Source organism: Pimelobacter simplex (assembly GCF_900114845.1).
In the GTDB taxonomy this organism is placed as follows: Bacteria; Actinomycetota; Actinomycetes; order Propionibacteriales; family Nocardioidaceae; genus Nocardioides; species Nocardioides simplex.
The window spans coordinates 449,973-469,038 of record NZ_FOUK01000004.1 but is presented as its reverse complement, the minus strand read 5'-3'; the positions used below and the strand labels follow the sequence as shown (position 1 = coordinate 469,038).

General features: G+C 72.7%; 15 protein-coding genes. 2 read left to right on the top strand and 13 right to left on the bottom strand.

The genetic code is table 11. The features are described from left to right. The 5 genes from BM223_RS19055 to BM223_RS19035 are packed head-to-tail and all read right to left on the bottom strand — an operon-like array spanning position 1 to position 6,524. Positions 1-957, bottom strand: a complete 957-nt coding sequence (locus BM223_RS19055; protein WP_038675976.1) for an ABC transporter ATP-binding protein — start codon at positions 955-957, stop codon at positions 1-3. Further along, positions 954-1,946 (bottom strand): ABC transporter ATP-binding protein, encoded by a 993-nt coding sequence (locus BM223_RS19050; RefSeq protein ID WP_038675974.1) that lies wholly within the window; start codon positions 1,944-1,946, stop codon positions 954-956. Before BM223_RS19050 ends, BM223_RS19055 begins: the two co-directional genes overlap by 4 nt. After that, positions 1,943-2,839: an ABC transporter permease gene (locus BM223_RS19045; protein WP_052138094.1), complete on the bottom strand. Its 897-nt coding sequence runs from the start codon at positions 2,837-2,839 to the stop codon at positions 1,943-1,945. Before BM223_RS19045 ends, BM223_RS19050 begins: the two co-directional genes overlap by 4 nt. Then, the gene (locus tag BM223_RS19040; RefSeq protein ID WP_052138093.1) at positions 2,836-3,816 is read right to left on the bottom strand and encodes an ABC transporter permease; all 981 of its coding nucleotides are present in this window, start codon (positions 3,814-3,816) and stop codon (positions 2,836-2,838) included. Before BM223_RS19040 ends, BM223_RS19045 begins: the two co-directional genes overlap by 4 nt. After that, positions 3,813-6,524 carry an alpha-L-rhamnosidase gene (locus BM223_RS19035; protein ID WP_052138092.1) on the bottom strand — a complete coding sequence of 904 codons (2,712 nt, stop codon included), beginning with the start codon at positions 6,522-6,524 and terminating at the stop codon, positions 3,813-3,815. Before BM223_RS19035 ends, BM223_RS19040 begins: the two co-directional genes overlap by 4 nt. A 213-nt stretch (positions 6,525-6,737) precedes the next feature. On the opposite strand from BM223_RS19035, the gene BM223_RS19030 reads away from it, so the two are divergent. Together BM223_RS19030 and BM223_RS19025 are read left to right on the top strand one after the other, a co-directional pair. After that, positions 6,738-7,964, top strand: coding sequence for an alpha-hydroxy acid oxidase (locus BM223_RS19030; protein ID WP_038675972.1), 1,227 nt, complete (start codon positions 6,738-6,740; stop codon positions 7,962-7,964). Beyond that, complete coding sequence (locus tag BM223_RS19025) at positions 7,961-9,484, top strand: class I adenylate-forming enzyme family protein (RefSeq protein ID WP_038675969.1); 1,524 nt, start codon at positions 7,961-7,963, stop codon at positions 9,482-9,484. The genes BM223_RS19030 and BM223_RS19025 overlap by 4 nt, the downstream gene beginning before the upstream one ends. A gap of 68 nt (positions 9,485-9,552) precedes the next feature. Here BM223_RS19025 and BM223_RS19020 read toward each other — a convergent pair whose 3' ends face one another. Genes BM223_RS19020 through BM223_RS18985 form a run of 8 tightly spaced genes read right to left on the bottom strand, consistent with a single transcriptional unit; the run spans position 9,553 to position 19,058 of the window. Next, positions 9,553-10,722: an acyl-CoA dehydrogenase family protein gene (locus BM223_RS19020; protein ID WP_038675966.1), complete on the bottom strand. Its 1,170-nt coding sequence runs from the start codon at positions 10,720-10,722 to the stop codon at positions 9,553-9,555. After that, a complete protein-coding gene (locus BM223_RS19015) occupies positions 10,719-12,692 on the bottom strand; it encodes an acetyl/propionyl/methylcrotonyl-CoA carboxylase subunit alpha (protein WP_038675964.1) in 1,974 nt (657 codons plus the stop codon). Before BM223_RS19015 ends, BM223_RS19020 begins: the two co-directional genes overlap by 4 nt. A gap of 5 nt (positions 12,693-12,697) precedes the next feature. Beyond that, positions 12,698-14,314 (bottom strand): acyl-CoA carboxylase subunit beta, encoded by a 1,617-nt coding sequence (locus BM223_RS19010; protein ID WP_038675962.1) that lies wholly within the window; start codon positions 14,312-14,314, stop codon positions 12,698-12,700. Beyond that, entirely contained in the window at positions 14,311-14,781 is a 471-nt protein-coding gene (locus tag BM223_RS19005; protein ID WP_052138091.1) for an SRPBCC family protein, read from the bottom strand. Before BM223_RS19005 ends, BM223_RS19010 begins: the two co-directional genes overlap by 4 nt. Further along, the gene (locus BM223_RS19000; RefSeq protein ID WP_038675960.1) at positions 14,781-15,932 is read right to left on the bottom strand and encodes an acyl-CoA dehydrogenase family protein; all 1,152 of its coding nucleotides are present in this window, start codon (positions 15,930-15,932) and stop codon (positions 14,781-14,783) included. The genes BM223_RS19005 and BM223_RS19000 overlap by 1 nt, the downstream gene beginning before the upstream one ends. Next, positions 15,929-17,644 carry an acyclic terpene utilization AtuA family protein gene (locus BM223_RS18995; RefSeq protein WP_038675958.1) on the bottom strand — a complete coding sequence of 572 codons (1,716 nt, stop codon included), beginning with the start codon at positions 17,642-17,644 and terminating at the stop codon, positions 15,929-15,931. Before BM223_RS18995 ends, BM223_RS19000 begins: the two co-directional genes overlap by 4 nt. Further along, complete coding sequence (locus BM223_RS18990; RefSeq protein WP_038675956.1) at positions 17,641-18,441, bottom strand: TIGR03084 family metal-binding protein; 801 nt, start codon at positions 18,439-18,441, stop codon at positions 17,641-17,643. Before BM223_RS18990 ends, BM223_RS18995 begins: the two co-directional genes overlap by 4 nt. Continuing rightward, on the bottom strand, positions 18,438-19,058 hold the full coding sequence (locus tag BM223_RS18985) for a TetR/AcrR family transcriptional regulator (protein ID WP_038675954.1): 621 nt from the start codon (positions 19,056-19,058) through the stop codon (positions 18,438-18,440). The genes BM223_RS18990 and BM223_RS18985 overlap by 4 nt, the downstream gene beginning before the upstream one ends. Between the last annotated feature and the right edge of the window lie 8 nt (positions 19,059-19,066).

The window sequence follows — 19,066 nt, the reverse complement described above, 5'->3', positions numbered from 1 at the left end:
TCAGGCACCCAGCGGGTGCAGGCAGGCAGCGGTGTGGGCACCTGGCTGCAGCTCTGGTCGGGCGGCACGGCAGTCGTCCTGCACCAGGGGGCACAGGCCGGCGAACCGGCAGCCGGGTTCGGCACGGCCGTCGACCGTGCCGGTCGCGGGCCGCATCCGCAGGCCCGTCGCCGTGGGGGCGGACGGGACCAGCGTCGGGACCGAGTCGTGGAGGATCGCGGTGTACGGGTGCCGCGGCCGGTCGGTGACGGCAGGGGTGTCACCCTGCTCGACCACCGTGCCGGCGTACATCACGGCGGTGCGGTCGCAGAGCGTCGCGACCACCGAGAGGTCGTGGGAGATGAAGAGCATGGCCAGGCCCTGCTCCTCGCGCAGCTCGGCGAGGAGCTCGAGGATCTGGGCCTGGATCGACACGTCGAGCGCGGAGACCGGCTCGTCGCAGATGAGCACCTCGGGCCGCAGCACGGTCGCCCGGGCGATCGCGGCGCGCTGGCACTGACCGCCCGAGACCTCGGAAGGACGCCGCTGCGCCATCTGCGGGGAGATGCCGACCCGGGCGAGCTCCTCGAGCGCCCGCTCGCGGCGCTCGGCCGCGTTGCCCTGCTTCCACACCCGCAGCGGCTCGGCCACGGAGTCGAGCAGCGAGCGGCGCGGGTTGAACGAGCCGGCGGGGTTCTGGAAGATCGCCTGCACCCGCGGCGCGAGCGAGCGACGACGTCCCGGCGTGACCGGCGCTCCGTCGAGCAGCACCTGACCGCTGGTCAGCCGCTGCAGGCCCATGAGCACGCGCGCCGTCGTGGACTTGCCGCAGCCGGACTCCCCCACCAGGCCGAGGATCTCGCCGCGGCGCAGCTGCAGGTCGACGCCGTCGATGGCCCGGAACTCGTTGCGGTCGGCGTCACGGAAGGTGACCCCGCCGCCGCGGACCTCCAGCACGGGCGTGGTCGTCGTGGTCATCGCGCGACCTCCGTCGGGGTCGGGTTCCAGCAGGCGAAGGCGTGGCCCGGCACGTCGGCGGCCGGCTCCAGCGGCGGCACCTGGTCGGCGCACGCGGCGACCGCGTGCGCGCAGCGCGGCGCGAACCGGCAGCCTGCGGGCGGGTTCACCAGGTCGGGCGGGAGCCCGCCGATCGGCTGGGGCAGCGCGCGCCGGCCGTGGTCGATGCGCGGGATCGCCGCCAGCAGCGCGCTGGTGTAGCGCATCCGCGGCGAGCGCAGGACGTCGTCGACCGTGCCCTGCTCGGAGATCCGGCCGGCGTACATCACCGAGACGGCGTCGGTGTGGCGGGCCACGACCCCGAGGTCGTGGCTCACCATCACGAGTCCGATGGACAGCTCGCGGCACAGCTCGTCGAACAGCTCGAGGATGCGCGCCTGCACCGTCACGTCGAGCGCCGTGGTCGGCTCGTCGGCGAAGAGCAGCGACGGGCTGTTCGCGACCGCGATCGCGATCATCACGCGCTGGCGCATGCCACCGGACAGCTCGTGGGCGCGGGACCTGAACCGGCGCTCGGCCTGCGGGATGCCGACCATGTCGAGCAGCTCGATCGCCCGGGCACGCGCCTTGGTCTTGTCCATCGCGGGATCGCGGCGCAGGGTCTCGACGATCTGCTGGCCCACGGGGGTGATCGGGTGCAGCGAGCTCAGTGGGTCCTGGAAGACCATGGCGATCTCGCGGCCCCACAGGTCGCGGCGCTGCTTGTCGCTCATCGCGAGCAGGTCCTGGCCACGGAAGGTGATCTCGCCCGAGATGCGTGCGTCCTTGCGGCCGAGCAGGCCCATCGCCGTCCGGGAGAGCACGGACTTGCCCGATCCGGACTCCCCCACGATGCCGACCCGCTCGCCGCGGGCGACGTCCAGGCTGACGCCGTCGACGGCGCGCAGCGGGCCGTTGGCGGTGCGGAACTCGACGACCAGGTCACGGACCTGGAGCAGTGGCTCGCTCATGCGCGGGCTCCCGTCACGGCGTCACCGTCGACCAGGAACCGGTCGGAGATGAGGTTGAGGCTGAGGATCGTCAGCAGCAGGAAGGCGCCCGGGACGAGGATCAGCAGCGGGTCGGTGGTCATGTAGATCCGGCCCTCGTTGATCATCCCGCCCCAGGTGGGCTGGGTGCGGGGCACGCCGATGCCGAGGAAGCTCAGGCTGCCCTCGATCAGGATCGCGCGGCCGATGCTGACGAAGCCGAACGCGAGGATCGCCTCGGAGATGTTGGGCAGCACGTCGCGGCGCATGATCGACAGCACCGGGGTGCCGATCACCTCGCTGGCCTCCAGGTACTCGGTCTCCAGCAGCGCGAGCGTCTGGGCGCGGGCGAGCCGGACGAAGACCGGGAACATCGGCACGGTGATCGCGATCATCACGTTGGTGACGCTGGCGCCCAGGAACGACGCCAGGCCCAGGGCCAGCACCAGGCCGGGGAAGGCGAGGATCACGTCGACCACGAACGAGATGACGGCAGCGATCACGCCGCCGTAGTAGGCCGACAGCATGCCCAGCGGGACGCCGATCAGCGCGGCGATGAGCACCGACCCGACGCCGATCAGCACGGAGACCTGGGCGCCGTCGAGAGCCCGGGCGAGCAGGTCGCGGCCGAGGTTGTCGGCGCCGAGCCAGTGCTCGGGGCTGAGCTTGGCGAACCGGCTCTCGGCACCGATGTCGAGCGGGTCGATGCCGCGCAGGGTGGGCAGCACGAGCATGCCGCCGACGAGCAGGATCAGCCAGCCGGCCGAGAGCCGCTCGGCGATCGTCCAGCGGCCGCCGCGGCGACGCCGGCGGCGCTTCGCCGGTGCGGGCTCGGGCGTCGGGACGGGAGCGGGCACGGGTGCGGCGGCGGTCATCGGGCACCTCCTCGGGTACGGCGCGACGAGGCCAGCCGCGGGTCGATCACGGGGTAGAGGACGTCGACCAGCGCGTTGACGAGGACGAAGCAGGTGGCGATGACGAGCACCAGGCCCTGCACCTCGACGTAGTCACGGGCGGTGACCGCTCCGGCGAGCTCGTCGCCGATGCCGGGCAGCCCGAAGAGCGACTCCACGACGACGGTCGAGCCGATGAGCATGCCCACCGTGACGCCGATCTGGGTGCTGAGGCCGAGCAGGCTGGGGCGCAGCGCGTGCCGGAAGGTGATCCGGGTCAGCGAGAGGCCCTTGGCCCGGGCGACCTCGATGTAGTCCTGGCGCAGCGTCTCGACCAGGTCGGCCCGCAGCACGCGCTGGTAGAGCGCGAACGACGTCCCGGCCAGGGCGATGGCGGGCATGATCAGCGACGACAGGTGCGGCCCGACGCCGTCCGACCAGGGGGCGTACCCGTTGGCCGGGAACCAGCCCAGGTGCACCGACAGGATCCAGATGAGCACCACGCCGACCACGAAGTCCGGCGTCGACAGGGCCGTGAACACCCACAGGCTCAGCGCCCGGTCGGTGCCGGTCCGGCGGCGGTGCGCGGCGACGATCGCGGCGGGAACCGCCAGGCCCAGCGCGATGACCTGGCTGAGGACGATGAGCTCGACGGTGACTGGCGCCCGCTCGCCGAGGATCTCGGTGACCGACTGGCCGGTCCGGTAGGACTCGCCGAGGTCGCCCTGGAGGACACCGCCGATCCAGTGCCCGAAGCGCTCCATCGTGGGCAGGTCGAGGCCCAGCTGTGCCCGCAGCGTCGCGACCGCGTCGGCGGTCGCGGCGTCGCCGAGCATCAGCCGCGCGGGATCGCCCGGCAGCAGCGCGAGGCTGAAGAAGCAGAGCGTCGAGACGACCAGCAGCACCGCGGCGAGCCGCAGCACCTTGAGCCCGACGCGGAGCAGGCGCGTGCGGTTCACGGACGCCCCCGGGTCAGGGTGAGCTGGTGGGTGCCGGGAGCGAGGTCGGCGGCGGTGGTGCCGCCGTCGAGCTGCCAGCCGTCGGGCGCGGTGAACGCGACCGTGGCACCCGCGGGGACGACGACCTCCTGGGCGACCGTGTCGCCCTGGTGCACCCAGCGACTGCCGACCCGGCCGAGCGCGCTGTCGTGCGCCGCGCCGGCCCAGCCGAGCCGCTCGGTGTAGACCGGGCGGACGTCGATCCGGCCCGAGCGGAGGGCGCCGCCGACGCCGATGCCGGCGACCTCCTCGAACAGGGACGCACCGACCGCGCCGAGCGCGCAGTGGTTGAAGGAGTTCATCTGCGCGGTGGACAGCGTGGCGTCGGGGCGCAGCCCGTCCCACTTCTCCCACACGGTGGTCGCACCGCGCGCGGCCATGTAGAGCCAGCCGGGCATGTCCTCGCGCAGGAGGACGTCGTACGCCAGGTCGGCGTGGCCGTGCCGCATGAGCGCGGGCATGACGTGCTGGACGCCATGGATGCCGGTGGTGACGTAGCCGCGGCTGCGGATCATGGAGGCGAGCCGCTCGGCGGCCACGGTCGCGTCGTCGCCCTCGAGCAGGCCGAAGCCGATCGCCTGGGCGTAGACGGTCTGGGTCGCGTCGGCGATCTCCGAACCGTCGCCCACGAACGCCTTGCGGTACGCCGCGCGCACCTCCTCGGCGCGCTCGTCGAGGCGGCGGGCCTCGGCGTCGCGGCCGGTCCAGCGGGCGAGGTCGGCGAGCTGGCGCAGCGAGCGGTAGGTGTGGGCGGTGCCGACCACCGGGCGCGGCGCCGTGGAGCGGGCGCCGGTCCAGGCGTAGCCGGGGTGGGTCGGCTCGCCGTCCTTCTCGGGCAGCGAGAGCCAGTCGGCGAAGTCGGCGCCGACCGCGTTGACCCGCAGGCCGTCGGGGTTCTCCCGGTCGACGTGCGCGCAGAAGCGCTCCAGGGCGGGGAAGACGCGGTCCACGGTGGTCAGGTCGCCGTAGGTGTCGGCGAGGACGTGCGCCATCCGCACGAAGCCGTCGGCCCAGCCCGGCGCGCCCGGACGAGCGCTGCCCGGCGGCACCGGCGGGACGTACGACCAGACCTCGCCGTCGGGGCCCTGGGTGTCGGCGATGTCCTGGACGAACTTGCCCAGGAAGGCCGCCACGTCGAGGAAGTAGCGCGCGGTCGGGGAGATCACGCCGGCGTCGCCCAGCCAGCCGAGGCGCTCGTCGCGCTGCGGGCAGTCGGTCGGCACCTCGATGAAGTTGTCGCGGACGGTCCACTCGACCGCCGAGGCGAACGTGTTGAGCAGCTCGTTGCTGCTCTCGAACCGGCCGACCTCCTCGGGCAGCGCGGTCAGCGTGACCGCCTCGACCTCGACGCCGGCCGGCAGCTCGTAGTTGCCGTAGGGGTTCTCGCTCGGCAGGCCCCAGATCTCGGCGTAGCGGAAGCCGTGCACGGTGAACCGGGTCTCGAGGACCTGGCGGTCCTCACCGTCGCCGGCGATCCGGTCCTCCTGGAAGGCGCCGCGCAGGTTGTCGCGGTAGACGAGGTCCTCGGGGGTGAGCATCTCCCCGGTCCGGACGACGACCTCGGTGCGCGGCAGCAGCGCGGAGGTGATCCGGGTCCAGCCGACGAGGTTCTGGCCGAAGTCGAAGACCACCGGGCCGCGGCCGTGCTCGCGGACCAGCTCGCCGGTGCGGACCTCGAGGACGCTCACCGAGTCGTGCGGCTGCGGGGTGATCTCGGGCAGCGGGTCGGGCGTGATCGCCTCGACGGCGGCCCAGGTGCTGTCGTCGTAGCCGGGCTCGGTCCAGCCGGTGGGCTCGCGGCGCAGGTCGAGGATCTCGCCGCGCAGCATGTCGGTGGCCCGGATCGCGCCGGTGCTCGCGCGCCACTCCTCGGACGTGCCGAGCAGCAGGTCGCGCTCGCCGGCGGCGGTGGTGGCCTCGAGCTGCAGGCGCAGGGCCGGGCGCTCGCCGTACAGGCCGGGGTAGCGGAGCAGGCCGAGCCGGCCGGCGTACCAGCCCTTGGCGAGGACGACGGCGACCACGTTGCGGCCGGGGCGCAGGTGCTGCTCGACGGCGAAGGTCTGGTGGTGCACCCGGACGCCGTACTCGGTCCAGCCGGGGCGGAGCAGGTCGTCGGCGGTGACCTCGGTGCCGTTGACCCAGATCCGGTAGATGCCGAGCGCGGTGACGTAGAGGCGCGCGGTGTCCGGCACCTCGGCGAGCTCGACCTCGCGGCGCAGGTGCGGCGCGGGGTCGTCGGTCTCGCGGGCGAAGGGGTTGGCCGGGGCGGCGACCCAGGGCGCCTGCCAGGCGGCCGCGTCGGCGAGGCCGAACTCGACGCTCGCGCGCTCGCTGGCCCAGGCGCCGTCGGCGCTGCGCACCTGCCACTCCAGACGGCGGGCGGTCGCGGCGACCTCGGCCGGGAGGACCGCGACCGGACGGTCGGCCGCGGTCCTCCAGACCTGCTCACCGGCGAGCGTCGCCTCGACCACGAACCCGGTGCCCGGCGCGACGGCGGCGCCGGGCTCCCAGGTCAGCGTCGTGGCGCGCACGGGCAGCCCGAGCGCCTGCCGGCGGAAGCCGGCGCGGAGGCGGTGGTCGTCGCGTGCGGGGAGCGTCGCGGCCACGCCGGCGGCCGGCACGGCCAGCGGCGCGCGGACGCTCGCCTCCTCGACGGGAACCTGCTTCACGACACTCTCACTTCCTTCTCGGCACGGCCACGCACGGACGCGTCAGGGCAGGCCGGCACGCCCGCCCGGCAGGCGGCAGCGCGGCTCGTTCGCCCCTCGCGATCCCCGCCGTCGTCCGGCAGCGGACGTGCTCGGCGGATGACCTCACCCTCGTGTATCGTCCATCACATGTCAAGTATGCGAACCAAAGTTCAAGGATGTGAACCTGCGGAGATGCCGCGTACGCCCCGCCGGTTCCCCCGCTGGGGCGACCTCGCGCCGCTCATCCGGTTCCGCCGTCCCGCCTTCGGCCGCCGGCACCGGCTCGCCCAGGCGCACACCATCGAGGAGCTGCGCGCGATGGCCCGGCGGCGGACGCCCCGGGCGGCGTTCGACTACACCGACGGCGCCGCCGACGCGGAGATCTCGCTCGAGCGCGCCCGCGCGACCTTCCGCGAGCTGACCTTCCACCCCGAGATCCTCCGCGACGTGAGCACGCTCGACACGTCCGTCGAGATCCTCGGCGCGACCAGCCGGCTGCCGTTCGGCATCGCGCCCACCGGCTTCACCCGGCTGATGCACACCGAGGGCGAGATCGCCGGCGCGGTCGCCGCCCAGCGCGCCGGCATCCCCTACACGCTGTCGACGATGGCGACGACGTCGCTCGAGGACGTCGCCGCCGCCGCACCCGGCGTCCGGCGCTGGTTCCAGCTCTACATGTGGACCGACCGGGAACGCTCGATCGGCCTCGTCGACCGGGCGGCCGCGGCCGGGTACGACACGCTCGTCGTCACGGTCGACGTCCCGGTGGCGGGCGCGCGGCTGCGCGACGTCCGCAACGGGATGACGATCCCGCCCACCCTCACCCCCCGCACGGTCCTCGACGCGATCCCGCGGCCGCGCTGGTGGGTCGACCTGCTGACCACGCCGCCGCTGACCTTCGCCTCGCTCAACAGCTGGTCGGGCACGATCGCCGAGCTGCTCGACGCGATGTTCGACCCGTCGGTCTCGTTCGACGACCTCACCTGGCTGCGCGAGCGCTGGCCCGGCAAGCTCGTCGTCAAGGGCATCCAGACCGTCGAGGACGCGCGCCGCGCCGTCGACGCGGGGGCCGACGCCGTCGTCCTCTCGAACCACGGGGGCCGCCAGCTCGACCGCGCGCCCGTCCCGCTGACGCTGCTGCCCGAGACCCGAGCCGCGCTGGGCACCGACGCCGAGATCATCCTCGACACCGGCATCATGCACGGCCAGGACATCGCCGCCGCGCTCGCGCTCGGCGCCGACTTCGTCCTCATCGGCCGTGCCTACCTCTACGGGCTGATGGCCGGCGGGCTGCCCGGCGTCGAGCGCAGCATCGACATCCTCGAGACCCAGCTGGCGCGCACCATGCGGCTGCTCGGCGCCCGCTCGGTCGCCGAGCTCGCGCCGCGCCACGTCACACTGCCGCGGAACCTGCCGTGACGACGCTGACCGCCGCCTGGCGAGCGCGGGTCCTCGCGGCACCCGACCGGGTCGCGCTGAGCCACCGCGGCCGGCGCTGGACCGCCGCCGAGCTGGACGCCGACGCCGCCGTCCTCGCCACCGACCTCGCCGCCCGCGGTGTAGGAGCGGGTGACCGGGTCGCGCTGCACCTGCAGAACGTCCCCGCCTTCCCGCTCGCCCTGCTCGCGCTGTGGCGGCTCGGCGCAGTCGGCGTCCTGGCGAACCCGATGTACCGCGACCGCGAGCTGCACCACCTGCTCGCCGACTCCGGCGCGGTCGGCGTCATCACCGGCGCCGCGGACGCGGAGGCGCTCCGGCCGGCCGCCGACGGCACCGCGGTCGGGTGGTGGCTCGCGGTGGGCGACGGCGCCGTCGACCCGGTGCGGCCGGGCGACGTCGTCGTGCCGGAGGCCGAGGTCGCACCGGACGACGTCGCGATGCTGACCTACACCTCCGGCACCACCGGTCCGCCCAAGGGCGCGATGAACACCCACGCCAACGTGCTCGCCACGGTCGAGCGCTTCGGTGCCTGGATCGGGCTCACCGAGGACGACGTCGTCTACGCCGCCGCGCCGCTCTTCCACATCACCGGCGCGGTCGCCTCGGGCGCGCTGGCGCTCGTCGGTGGCGGTGGCGGTGGCGGTGGCGGTGGCGCGATGCTCGCGCTGTCCGGCCGCTTCGACCCCGCCGACGCGGTCGCGACGATCGAGGCCGAGCGGGCGACGTACACGATCGCCTCGATCACCGCCTTCCACGCGATCGAGCAGCTGGCGTGGGCCGACCGCCGCCACCTCGCGTCCCTGCGCGCGGTCTACACCGGGGGCGCGCCCGTCCCCCAGGCGTCGATCGACCGCTTCCGCGACCGCTTCGGGATCGCCCTCCACAACGTCTACGGCATGACCGAGACGACGTCCGCCGTCGTCGCCGTCCCCCTCGGCGAGGCCGCCCCGGTCGACCCGCTCTCAGGAGCGGTCGCCATCGGCCGCGCCCTCCCCGGCGTCGGCATCGAGGTCGTCACCGACGAGGACGACCCCGCCGCCCCGGGCGAGCCGGGCGAGCTCGTCGTCACCGGCCCCCAGGTCGTCCCGGGCTACTGGGCGAACCCCGAGGCCACCGCGCGCACGATGCCCGCCGGCCGCCTGCACACCGGCGACGTCGTCGTGGTCGACACCCACGGCTGGATCTACCTCGTCGACCGGCTCAAGGACCAGATCAACGTCTCCGGCTACAAGGTCTGGCCGCGCGAGGTCGAGGACGTCCTCTACGAGCACCCCGCCGTCCACGAGGCCGCCGTCGTCGGCCGCCCGGACGACTACCGCGGCGAGATCGTCGTCGCCCACGTCGTCCTGGCCGCGGGACGGACCGCCACCGCCGACGAGCTCATCGCCCACACCCGCACCCGCCTGGCGGCGTACAAGGCCCCGCGCGAGGTGCACCTGGTCCCCGAGCTCCCGAAGACCGCCACCGGCAAGATCCGCCGCGACGACCTCCGGGGTTGAGCGTCGTACCGGACAATTCGGTCGTGAAACAGGCGATTTCACGACCGTTTTGTCCGGTACGACGGAGCTCAGTAGGACTTGGGGAGGCCCAGGGAGTGCATGGCGACGAAGTTGAGGATCATCTCGCGGCTGACCGGGGCGATCCGGCCGAGGCGGGCGGCGACGAGCATGTTGCCGAGGCCGTACTCCTGGGTCAGGCCGTTGCCGCCGTGGGTGTGGACGGCGACGTCGGTGGCGTTGCAGGCGACCTCGCCGCCGGCGTACTTGGCCATGTTGGCGTACTCGCCGGCCGTGAAGTCGTCGCCGGCGTCGTAGAGCGCGGCGGCCTTCTGCCAGAGGAGGCGGGCCTGCTCGAGCTCGATCTTCACCTTGGCGAGGGGGTGCGCGATGCCCTGGTGGGCGCCGATGGGCTGGTCCTTCCACACCGAGCGCTCCTTGGCGTACGACGTCGCCTTCTCGAGCGCGTAGCGGGCGATGCCGCACGAGAAGGCGCCGCCCATGATCCGCTCCGGGTTGAGGCCGGCGAAGAGCTGCCAGAGGCCGCCGTCCTCGTCGCCGACCAGCGCGTCGACGGGGACCCGCACGTTGTCGAGGAAGAGCGTGAACTGCTTCTCCGGGGCCTGCCACGACATGGGGATGGGCTGCTTCGTGAACCCCTCCGCGTCGGTCGGTACGACGAACAGCGCGGGCTTGAGCTTGCCCGTCTTGGCGTCCTCGGTGCGCGAGACGATGAGCACCGACTGGGCCTCGTCGACGCCGGAGATGAACGTCTTCTGGCCCGAGATCACCCAGTGGTCGCCGTCGCGGGTGGCGGTCGTGGTGATCTGGTGCGAGTTCGAGCCGGCGTCGGCCTCGGTGATGCCGAAGGCCATCAGGTGCGTGCCGTCGGCGATCGCGGGGAGCCAGCGCTGCTTCTGCTCCTCGGTGCCGCAGCGCGTGATGATCGAGCCGCAGATGGCGGGCGAGACGACCATCATCAGCAGCGGGGCGCCGGCCGCGGCCGACTCCTCCAGGACGGCGGCCAGGTCGGCCATGCCGCCGCCACCGCCGCCGTACTCCTCGGGGATGTTGACGCCGAGGAAGCCGTTGCGGCCCATCTCGAGCCACATGTCGGTCATCTTGCCGCCCTCGCGGGCCTGCTTCTCGACGTACTCGCGGCCGTACTTGCTCGCGAGCTTCTTGACCGCCTCGCGCAGCGCGACGCGCTCCTCCGGCTCGGTGAACATCGTCTGCGTCATGCGTCCTCTCCTTCGGACTCGGCGGGTTCGACGACGGCGAGCACGGCGCCCGCCTCGACCTGCTGACCGGCGACCGCCGACAGCTCGGTGACGGTGCCCGCGTAGGGCGCCGCGATGGTGTGCTGCATCTTCATGGCCTCCATCACGAGGATGGGCTGCCCCTCGGCGACGACGTCCCCGACCGCCGCGCGGACCGCGATCACGCTGCCCGGCATGGGAGCGAGCATCGAGCCGGCCGCCACCTGGGTGGACGGGTCGACGAAGCGCGGCTTGCGGCGCAGCGCGACGTGCCCGAGCGACGACTCGACGTCGACGCGATCCCCCTCGGTGAACACCCGGAACGTGCGGGCCACCCCGTCGACCTCGATCTCGACGACGTCGGGCCCGGCCGCCGTGACCACGACACACTCCAGGTCGGCGGAGCGGAACGTGCGGCCGCCGTACCAGTGCACGGGCAGCTCGTCGGTGCCGTGCAGGAACGTCGTGACCTGCGGGCCGGCGACGACATTGCGCCAGCCGGACGGGATCCGGCTCTGCACCGGACGTCCGAGCCGTGCGGCCTCGGCGAGCGCCACGGCCGCGGCGAAGGCCGACAGCTGCGCGGTGCCCTCGGCACCGGGACCGGCCGCGAGCGCGGCCAGATCGGCGGTGTCGAGCCAGGTCGTGTGCATGTCGCCACCGGTGAGCACCGGGTCGCGCAGCAGGTTGACCAGCAGGTCGCGGTTGGTGACCAGGCCGTGCAGCCGCGCCTTGGCGAGCGCGCCGGCGAGCTGGCGCAGCGCCTGCTCGCGGGTCGGCGCGTGCACGATCACCTTGGCGATCATCGCGTCGTAGAAGGTGCCGATCTCGTCGCCCGAGCCGACGCCCGAGTCGAGCCGGATGCCGTACGACGAAGGGCCCTCGAACGCGCTGACCACACCGGGCACCTCGAACCGGGCGATGCGCCCGCTCTGCGGCTGGTAGTCGTGGGCCGGGTCCTCGGCGTAGAGCCGGACCTCGACGGCGTGCCCGTTCGGCTCCCCCACGTCGACCTGGGGGGAATGTCCCTCGGCGACCGCGATCTGCAGCGCGACCAGGTCGACGCCGTAGATCGCCTCGGTGACGGGGTGCTCCACCTGGAGGCGGGTGTTCATCTCCAGGAAGTAGAAGCGGTCCTTGGCCGGGTCGTAGAGGAACTCGACGGTGCCGGCGCCGCGGTAGTCGATCGCCTCGGCCGCGGCCTGGGCCGCCTCGTGCAGGGCCTGCCGGGTCGAGGAGGGAAGCCCGGGCGCGGGCGCCTCCTCGATCACCTTCTGGTGCCGGCGCTGCACCGAGCAGTCGCGCTCGCCGAGGACGATCGTGCCGTCCGGCGTCCCGAGCACCTGGACCTCGATGTGCCGCCCGCTCTCGACGTACGGCTCGACGAAGACGGTGCCGTCGCCGAACGCCGACTCGGCCTCGGATGCGGCCTTCTCGATCTCACCCGGCAGGTCCGCCAACGTGCGCACGATGCGCATGCCGCGACCGCCGCCACCGGCCGACGCCTTGACCAGCAGCGGCAGGTCGTCGTCGCTCGCCGTGTCGGCCGTGAAGTTGCCGAGCACCGGGACGCCGGCCGCCTCCATCAGCTTCTTGGACTCGATCTTCGAGCCCATCCGCTCGATCGACGACGGGTCCGGGCCGACCCAGGTCAGCCCGGCCTCGGCGACCTGGCGGGCGAACGCGGCGTTCTCGGAGAGGAAGCCGTAGCCCGGGTGGACGGCGTCGGCGCCGGCCTTGAGCGCGGCGGCGATGACGAGGTCGCCGCGCAGGTAGGTCTCGGCCGGCGTGCTCCCCGGCAGGCGGACGGCGGCGTCCGCGTCGCGCACGAACGGCATCCCCGCGTCGGCGTCCGAGTGGACGGCGACGGTCTCGATGCCGAGGTCGCGGCAGGTGCGGAAGACGCGGCGCGCGATCTCGCCGCGGTTGGCCACCAGAAGTCGCGTGATCATGGCGCTCACATCCTGAAGACGCCGAAGTTCATGGCGCCCTCGATCGGCTGGTTGTCGATGACGGACAGGCAGATGCCCAGCACCGTCCGGGTGTCGCGCGGGTCGATGACACCGTCGTCGTACACCATCCCGGAGAGGACGTAGGGCAGCGACTGCTCCTCGATCTGCTCCTCGACCATCTGCTTGATGGCGACGAAGCCCTCGGCGTCGAAGGGCTGGCCCTTCTTCTCCGCGGACTCGCGGGCGACGATCTCGAGCACGCCGGCGAGCTGGGCGGGGCCCATCACCGACGACTTGGCCGAGGGCCAGGTGAACAGGAAGCGCGGGTCGTACGCGCGGCCGTTCATGCCGTAGTTGCCGGCGCCGTAGGACGCGCCCATGATCACGGTCAGGTGCGGCACCTTCGAGTTGGAGACCGCGTTGATCATCATCGCGCCGTGCTTGATGATGCCGCCCTGCTCGTACTCCGCGCCGACCATGTAACCGGTGGTGTTGTGCAGGAAGAGGAGCGGCGTGTCCTTCTGGTTGGCCAGCTGGATGAACTGCGCGGCCTTCTGGGCCTCCTCGCTCATCAGCACGCCGCGCGCGTTGGCGAGGATGCCGATCGGGTGGCCGTGCAGCTTGGCCCAGCCGACGCAGAGCGCCGAGCCGTAGAGCGGCTTGAACTCGTCGAACGCGAGCTCGTTGCCCGGACCGGTGCCGTCGACGATCCGCAGGATCGCGTCACGCGGGTCGAACGGCTCCTTGAGGTCGGTGGGGATCAGGTCGAGCAGGTCCTCGGGGTCGAGGTCGGGCTCGGCGAACGCCTCGGTGGGGACGTCGCCCTGCTTGCGCCAGTTGAGCCGGGCGACCGTACGACGGGCGAGGCGGATCGCGTCGTGCTCGTCGATCGCGAGAGCGTCGGACAGACCGGAGGTCCGCGAGTGCATCTCGGCACCGCCGAGCGTCTCGTCGTCGGACTCCTCACCGGTCGCCATCTTCACCAGCGGCGGGCCGGCCAGGAACACCTTGGCCTGCTCCTTGACCATGATCACGTAGTCGCTCATGCCGGGGACGTAGGCGCCGCCGGCGGTCGAGTTGCCGAAGACCACCGAGATGGTGGGCTGCTTGCGCGCCGATGAGCGGGTCAGGTCGCGGAAGCCGCGACCGCCGGGGATGAAGATCTCCTTCTGCGTGGGGAGATCCGCGCCGCCGGACTCGGTCAGGTTGATCGTGGGGAGGAAGTTCTTCTCAGCGATCTCGGCCGCCCGGAAGGACTTCTTCAGCGACCACGGGTTGAGCGCGCCGCCCTTGACCGTGGGGTCGTTCGCGACGATCAGGCACTCGACGCCCTCGACGACGCCGATGCCGGTCACCAGCGAGGCGCCGACCGCGAAGTCGCTCCCCCAACCGGCCAGCGGCATCAGCTCGAGGAAGGCCGAGCCCTCGTCGACGAGCAGGTCGATCCGCTCGCGGGCGGTGAGCTTGCCGCGCTCCTTGTGCCGGGCGATGTACTTGCCGCCGGCCTCGACCGCCTTCGCCTGCTCGGCGTGCAGGTCGGCGAGCTTGGCCTCCATCGCGGTACGACGGGACTGCTCCGGGCTCTCGACAGGCTCGACCTCCGTGGCCTCTGTCGTGGTCATGCCTCCACCACCGCCTTCATCCTCTCCAGGGTCGTGCGCATGCCGCGCTCGTTGGTCTTGCCGCGGAGCCGGCCGAGGACCAGCCAGTAGCCGCGCATGTACCAGGCCGGCGTGAGCCGGAAGTACTCGGTGACGCTCGTGCCGCCGTTCTCGGCCTGCATCCGGTAGCCCCACGTGTTGAGGGCGTTGCCGTCGAGACCGACGGCGAACTCGAACACCTGGTTGGGCTCGGCCTTCGTGACCGTGCACGGCGTCCAGTAGACGGGGCCGACGCCGTTTCGCTTCACGTGTCCCTTGAAGCGCGCGCCGGCCACCGGGCCGGTGGCGCCGTGGGTCCACTGCGCCTCGAAGGTCTCGGGCGAGAACTCACCGATCCGGGTGACGTCGCTGACCAGCGCCCAGACGTCCTCGACGGGCGCCTTCATGTGCACCGTCACCTCGCCGCCCAGCGGCTTCAGGATGCCCATCAGGAGTACCCCAGCAGCTTGGCCGCGAGGTCGGTGAGGACCTCGGTGGCGCCGCCGCCGATCGGCAGCAGCCGGACGTCGCGGTAGTGCCGCTCGACCTCGGACTCGCGCATGTACCCCATTCCTCCGTGCAATTGGACCGCCTGGTCGGCGACCCACACCGCCGTGTCGACGGCGGTCTGCTTGGCCAGGCAGGCCTCGGCGATGACGTTCTCGCCGGCGACGTAGCGCTGGGCGACCTCGAGCGTGTAGGTGCGGGCGATCGCGACCTGGCGGTGCATCTCGACGAGCTTGGCGCGCACCACCTGGTTCTTCACCAGCGGCTTGCCGAAGGTCTCGCGGTCCTTGCAGTACTGGACCGAGAGGTTGAGGCAGCGCAGCGCGTGGCCGTAGCCCATCAGCGCGAGGAAGATCCGCTCGGTCACGAAGTTCTCGGCGATGTAGTAGAACCCGTGGTTCTCCTCGCCGACCAGGTTGCCGACCGGGACGCGCACGTCGACGTACGACAGCTCGCCGGTGTCGGAGGCCAGCCAGCCCATCTTGTCGAGCTTGCGCGAGACGGTGAAGCCCGGCGTCCCCTTGGGGACGACGATCATCGAGATGCCGTGCGCCCCGGCCTCGCCGGTGCGGACCGCGGTGGTGACGAAGTCGCCGCGGACGCTGGAGGTGATGAACGTCTTGGCGCCGTTGATCACCCAGTGGTCGCCGTCGCGGACGGCGCGGGTGGTGATGCTCGCGACGTCGGAGCCGGTGCCCGGCTCGGTGACCGCCATCGAGCCGATCAGGTCGCCGGCCAGGGTCGGGCGCACCCACGCGTCGATCAGCTCGGGGCTGCCGTTCTGGATGATGTGCGGGATCGCGATGCCGTGGGTGAACGCCGACGCCATCGCGCCGCCGGACCAGCCGGCCTCCATGAAGCCCTCCTGGGCCGCGCAGATGTCGAGCAGCGTGCCGCCGTCGCCACCGACCTCCTCGGGGACGCCGACGCCGAGCAGGCCTGCGTGGGCGAGCTTCTTCTGCAGCTCGCGCGGCAGCTCGCCGTCCCTCTCCCACTGGTCGAGGTGGGGAGTCACCTCGCGCTGGGTGAAGGCGATCGCGCTCTGCTTGAGCGCGCGCTGCTCGTCGGTCCAGCCGTGGTCGAAGCTGGTCATACGAGGTCCTCCTGGATGTGGACGATGCGGCTGCGGACCCACTCGCCGAGGCCCTTGGCCTGGGGGTCGAACCGCGTGGACGCGGCGACGCCGTCGCCGAGCAGGCCGTGGATGACGACGTTGACCGCGCCGAGGTTGGGCAGCACGTAGACGTCGATGTCGAGGTCCTTCGCCTCGGGCACCAGCTCGCGGATCTTGCGGTCCTTGACGATCTTGGCGAGCCACTGGACGCGCGCCTCGTAGCGCTCCGAGCCGTCGTTCTTGACCCACAGGCCGAGGTTGGCGTTGCCCCCCTTGTCGCCGGAGCGGGCGTGCACGAACGTGCCCAGCGGCATCCGGCGGGTGATCGTGTCGGCCGGCGCCGGGTACGGCGACGGGCGCTTGCCGAGGTCCGGGTCGAGCTCCGCCGGGTCGGCGAACTCGGTGGGGTCGGCGATCACCTCACGGGTGCCGTCGTGGTGGACGACGGTGTGCTCGACGGCGGCGCGGTCGACGTACTCGGGGCGGTAGATGCCGAAGGGACTGGGCTTCTGGGGCGGCGTGGTCATCGTGAAGCCCGGGTAGCTGGCGAGCGCGAGCTCGACCGCGGGACCCGTGAACGGCTTGCCGAGCGGGCCCGCCTCGGGGTCCTTGCCGATGCAGCGCAGGATGACCGAGGCACCCTCCTCGGTGTCCGCATCGCCCGTACGTGCGGGGGTCTGGGTCCAGGTGACGCTCTGCGCGGTGAGCTGCGGGTCGAGCTGGCTGCGCAGCCAATCGGCCTTGGCGTCGATGTCGAGGCCGGTGAGCACGAACTCGACCTGGTTGCGGTAGCCACCGAGCGTGTTGACCGCGACCTTGAGCTGCTCGGCGGGCGCCGCGCCGGTGACGCCGCTGATCTCGACCCGGTCCGGACCCTGCTGGCGGAGCCGGATCGAGTCGAGCCGGGTGGTCACGTCGGGGTTGAGGTAGCGGGTCGACTGGATCTCGTAGAGCAGCTGCGCGGTGACCGTGTCGACGGTGACCGCCCCGCCGGTGCCGTCGTGCTTGGTGATCACGCTGCTGCCGTCGGCGGCGATCTCGGCGATCGGGAAGCCCAGCGGCTTCGTCATCGGTGCACCGGCGCGGAACAGGTCGGTGAACCCGGAGAAGTTGCCGCCGGTGGCCTGCGTCCCGCACTCGATCACGTGGCCCGCGACGACGGCGCCGGCGAGGGCGTCGTAGTCGGTGGGAGCCCAGCCGTGGTGGGCGATCGCGGGACCGACAACGACGCTCGCGTCGGTGACCCGGCCGGTGACGACGACGTCCGCGCCGTTGCTCAGCGCCGACGCGATGCCGAACGCGCCGAGGTAGGCGTTGGCGGTGAGCGCGCCCTCGAAGAGGTCGGCCGGGCGCAGGTCGTCGCCCTCGACGTACGCCACCTTGGCGCCGGTGCCGAGCTCGTCGATCTTCTTGGCGAGGGCCGCCGGGTTGAGGCCGCCGGCGTTGCTGACGATCTTCACGCCCTTGTCGAGCGCGAGGCCGAGGGTGTCGTCGAGCTGCTTGAGGAAGGTGCGCGCGTAACCGAGGTCGGCGTCGCGCAGGGTGTCCATGCCGAGGATGAGCATGGTCAGCTCGGCGAGGTAGTCGCCGGTGACGACGTCGACCTCGCCGCCCTCGAGCTGCTCGCGCAGGGCGGAGAGACGGTCGCCGTAGAAGCCGCTGCAGTTGGCGATCTTGATCGGCTGGGTCATCGGGGGTCCCGCCCGCCGCCGGCCGGGCCCGCGAAGGCCTGGGCGATGGTCAGCCACTTCTCGGCGTCGTCGCCGACCGCTTTCAGGCCGGTGTCGTCGCGGTGGATGCGCTGGGTGACGAGCTGGCAGAACTCGTACGCGTCGCCGGTGACGCGCTGGGCGGCGTCCTCGGGACCCCAGGTCCAGAGAGTGCCGCTCGGAGCGGTGAGCTCGACGCGGAACTCCTCGGCGGGCGCCTCGAGCCCGTTGTTGGCGTAGGCGAAGTTGCGGGTGCGGACGCCGATGTGGGCGACGTGCCGGATCCGGTCGGTGACCTCGGGCCGGGCGCCGATCGCGTCGTAGACGTCGAGCGCGTGGGCCCAGGTCTCCATGTAGCGCGCCGTCGCCATCGACGTCGGCGACATCGGCGGCCCGAACCACGGGAGCTTCTGGCCGTCGGGGTGCTCGCGGAGGGCCGCGACGAGCGCGGGGCGGGCGGCGTCCCACCGGGCGAGGAGCTCGTCGGAGCTCGCCGCGCCGATGCGCAGCGCCTCGGCGTCGACGAAGCCGGTGGGGTCCTCGATGGCGGTGAGGACGACCGCGTCCCAGGCCTGCTTGCCCGCGTCGTCGGCGAGCGCGCCCGCGGCGAGCACCGCGACCTCGTCGGTCCACAGGAGGTGCGCGACGGTGGTGGCGACGTCCCAGCCCTCGGCGGGGGTCGTCGTGCGCCAGCCGTCGGCGTCGAGGGCGGCGACCGTCGCGCGGAGCTGGTCGCCCTCCGCCTCCAGGTCGGCGATGACGTCGTCGAGGACACTCATGCGTCGTCTCCTTGCGGGTTGCGGAGCGCGGCGTCGAGCGTGCGCGCCCACTCGGTGAGGATGCGGCGGCGCCGGCGGGCGTCGTCGCCGAGCGTGTTGGCGAGGCCGAGGCCGCGGACCAGGTCGAGCGTCGCCTGGACCAGCTCGCGCGTCCCGGGCCGCCCCTCGTCGATCCCGAGCAGCTCGACGGTCAGCCGGTGCGTCTCGCGCCCGAGGTGCTGCTCGAGCGGCGCGACGGCCTCGTGCAGGTGCTCGTCGGTGCGGGCGGCGACCCAGAGCTCGAGCGCCGCGGTGAAGACGTCGGAGGCGAAGTGGTCGCCCAGCATCTGCACAACCGCCTCGGTCCGCCCCTCGCCCCGCGGCAGCCGCGCGACCGCGGCCTCGAGGTCGGAGCCGCGGATCGCGGTGAGGTGGCTGACCGCCGCGACGACGAGGTCGTTCTTGGTCGGGAAGTGGTGCAGCTGGGCACCCCGGCTGACGCCGGCGCGCTCGGAGACGAGGGTGGTCGTCGTCCCGCCGAAGCCCTTCTCGACGAGCAGCTCGACCGTGGCGTCCATCAGCCGCTGCCGCATGACGCGGGTCCGCTCCTCCTGGGGGACGCGGGTGGTGGCGCTCACGGAGCCAG

Excerpts from the sequence above, each read along its gene's own strand:
- BM223_RS19055 (WP_038675976.1), bottom strand. The coding sequence starts at position 957 with ATGACCACGACGACCACGCCCGTGCTGGAGGTCCGCGGCGGCGGGGTC.
- BM223_RS19050 (WP_038675974.1), bottom strand. The coding sequence starts at position 1,946 with ATGAGCGAGCCACTGCTCCAGGTCCGTGACCTGGTCGTCGAGTTCCGC.
- BM223_RS19045 (WP_052138094.1), bottom strand. The coding sequence starts at position 2,839 with ATGACCGCCGCCGCACCCGTGCCCGCTCCCGTCCCGACGCCCGAGCCC.
- BM223_RS19030 (WP_038675972.1), top strand. The coding sequence starts at position 6,738 with ATGCCGCGTACGCCCCGCCGGTTCCCCCGCTGGGGCGACCTCGCGCCG.
- BM223_RS19020 (WP_038675966.1), bottom strand. The coding sequence starts at position 10,722 with ATGACGCAGACGATGTTCACCGAGCCGGAGGAGCGCGTCGCGCTGCGC.
- BM223_RS19015 (WP_038675964.1), bottom strand. The coding sequence starts at position 12,692 with ATGATCACGCGACTTCTGGTGGCCAACCGCGGCGAGATCGCGCGCCGC.
- BM223_RS19010 (WP_038675962.1), bottom strand. The coding sequence starts at position 14,314 with ATGACCACGACAGAGGCCACGGAGGTCGAGCCTGTCGAGAGCCCGGAG.
- BM223_RS19005 (WP_052138091.1), bottom strand. The coding sequence starts at position 14,781 with ATGGGCATCCTGAAGCCGCTGGGCGGCGAGGTGACGGTGCACATGAAG.
- BM223_RS19000 (WP_038675960.1), bottom strand. The coding sequence starts at position 15,932 with ATGACCAGCTTCGACCACGGCTGGACCGACGAGCAGCGCGCGCTCAAG.
- BM223_RS18995 (WP_038675958.1), bottom strand. The coding sequence starts at position 17,644 with ATGACCCAGCCGATCAAGATCGCCAACTGCAGCGGCTTCTACGGCGAC.
- BM223_RS18990 (WP_038675956.1), bottom strand. The coding sequence starts at position 18,441 with ATGAGTGTCCTCGACGACGTCATCGCCGACCTGGAGGCGGAGGGCGAC.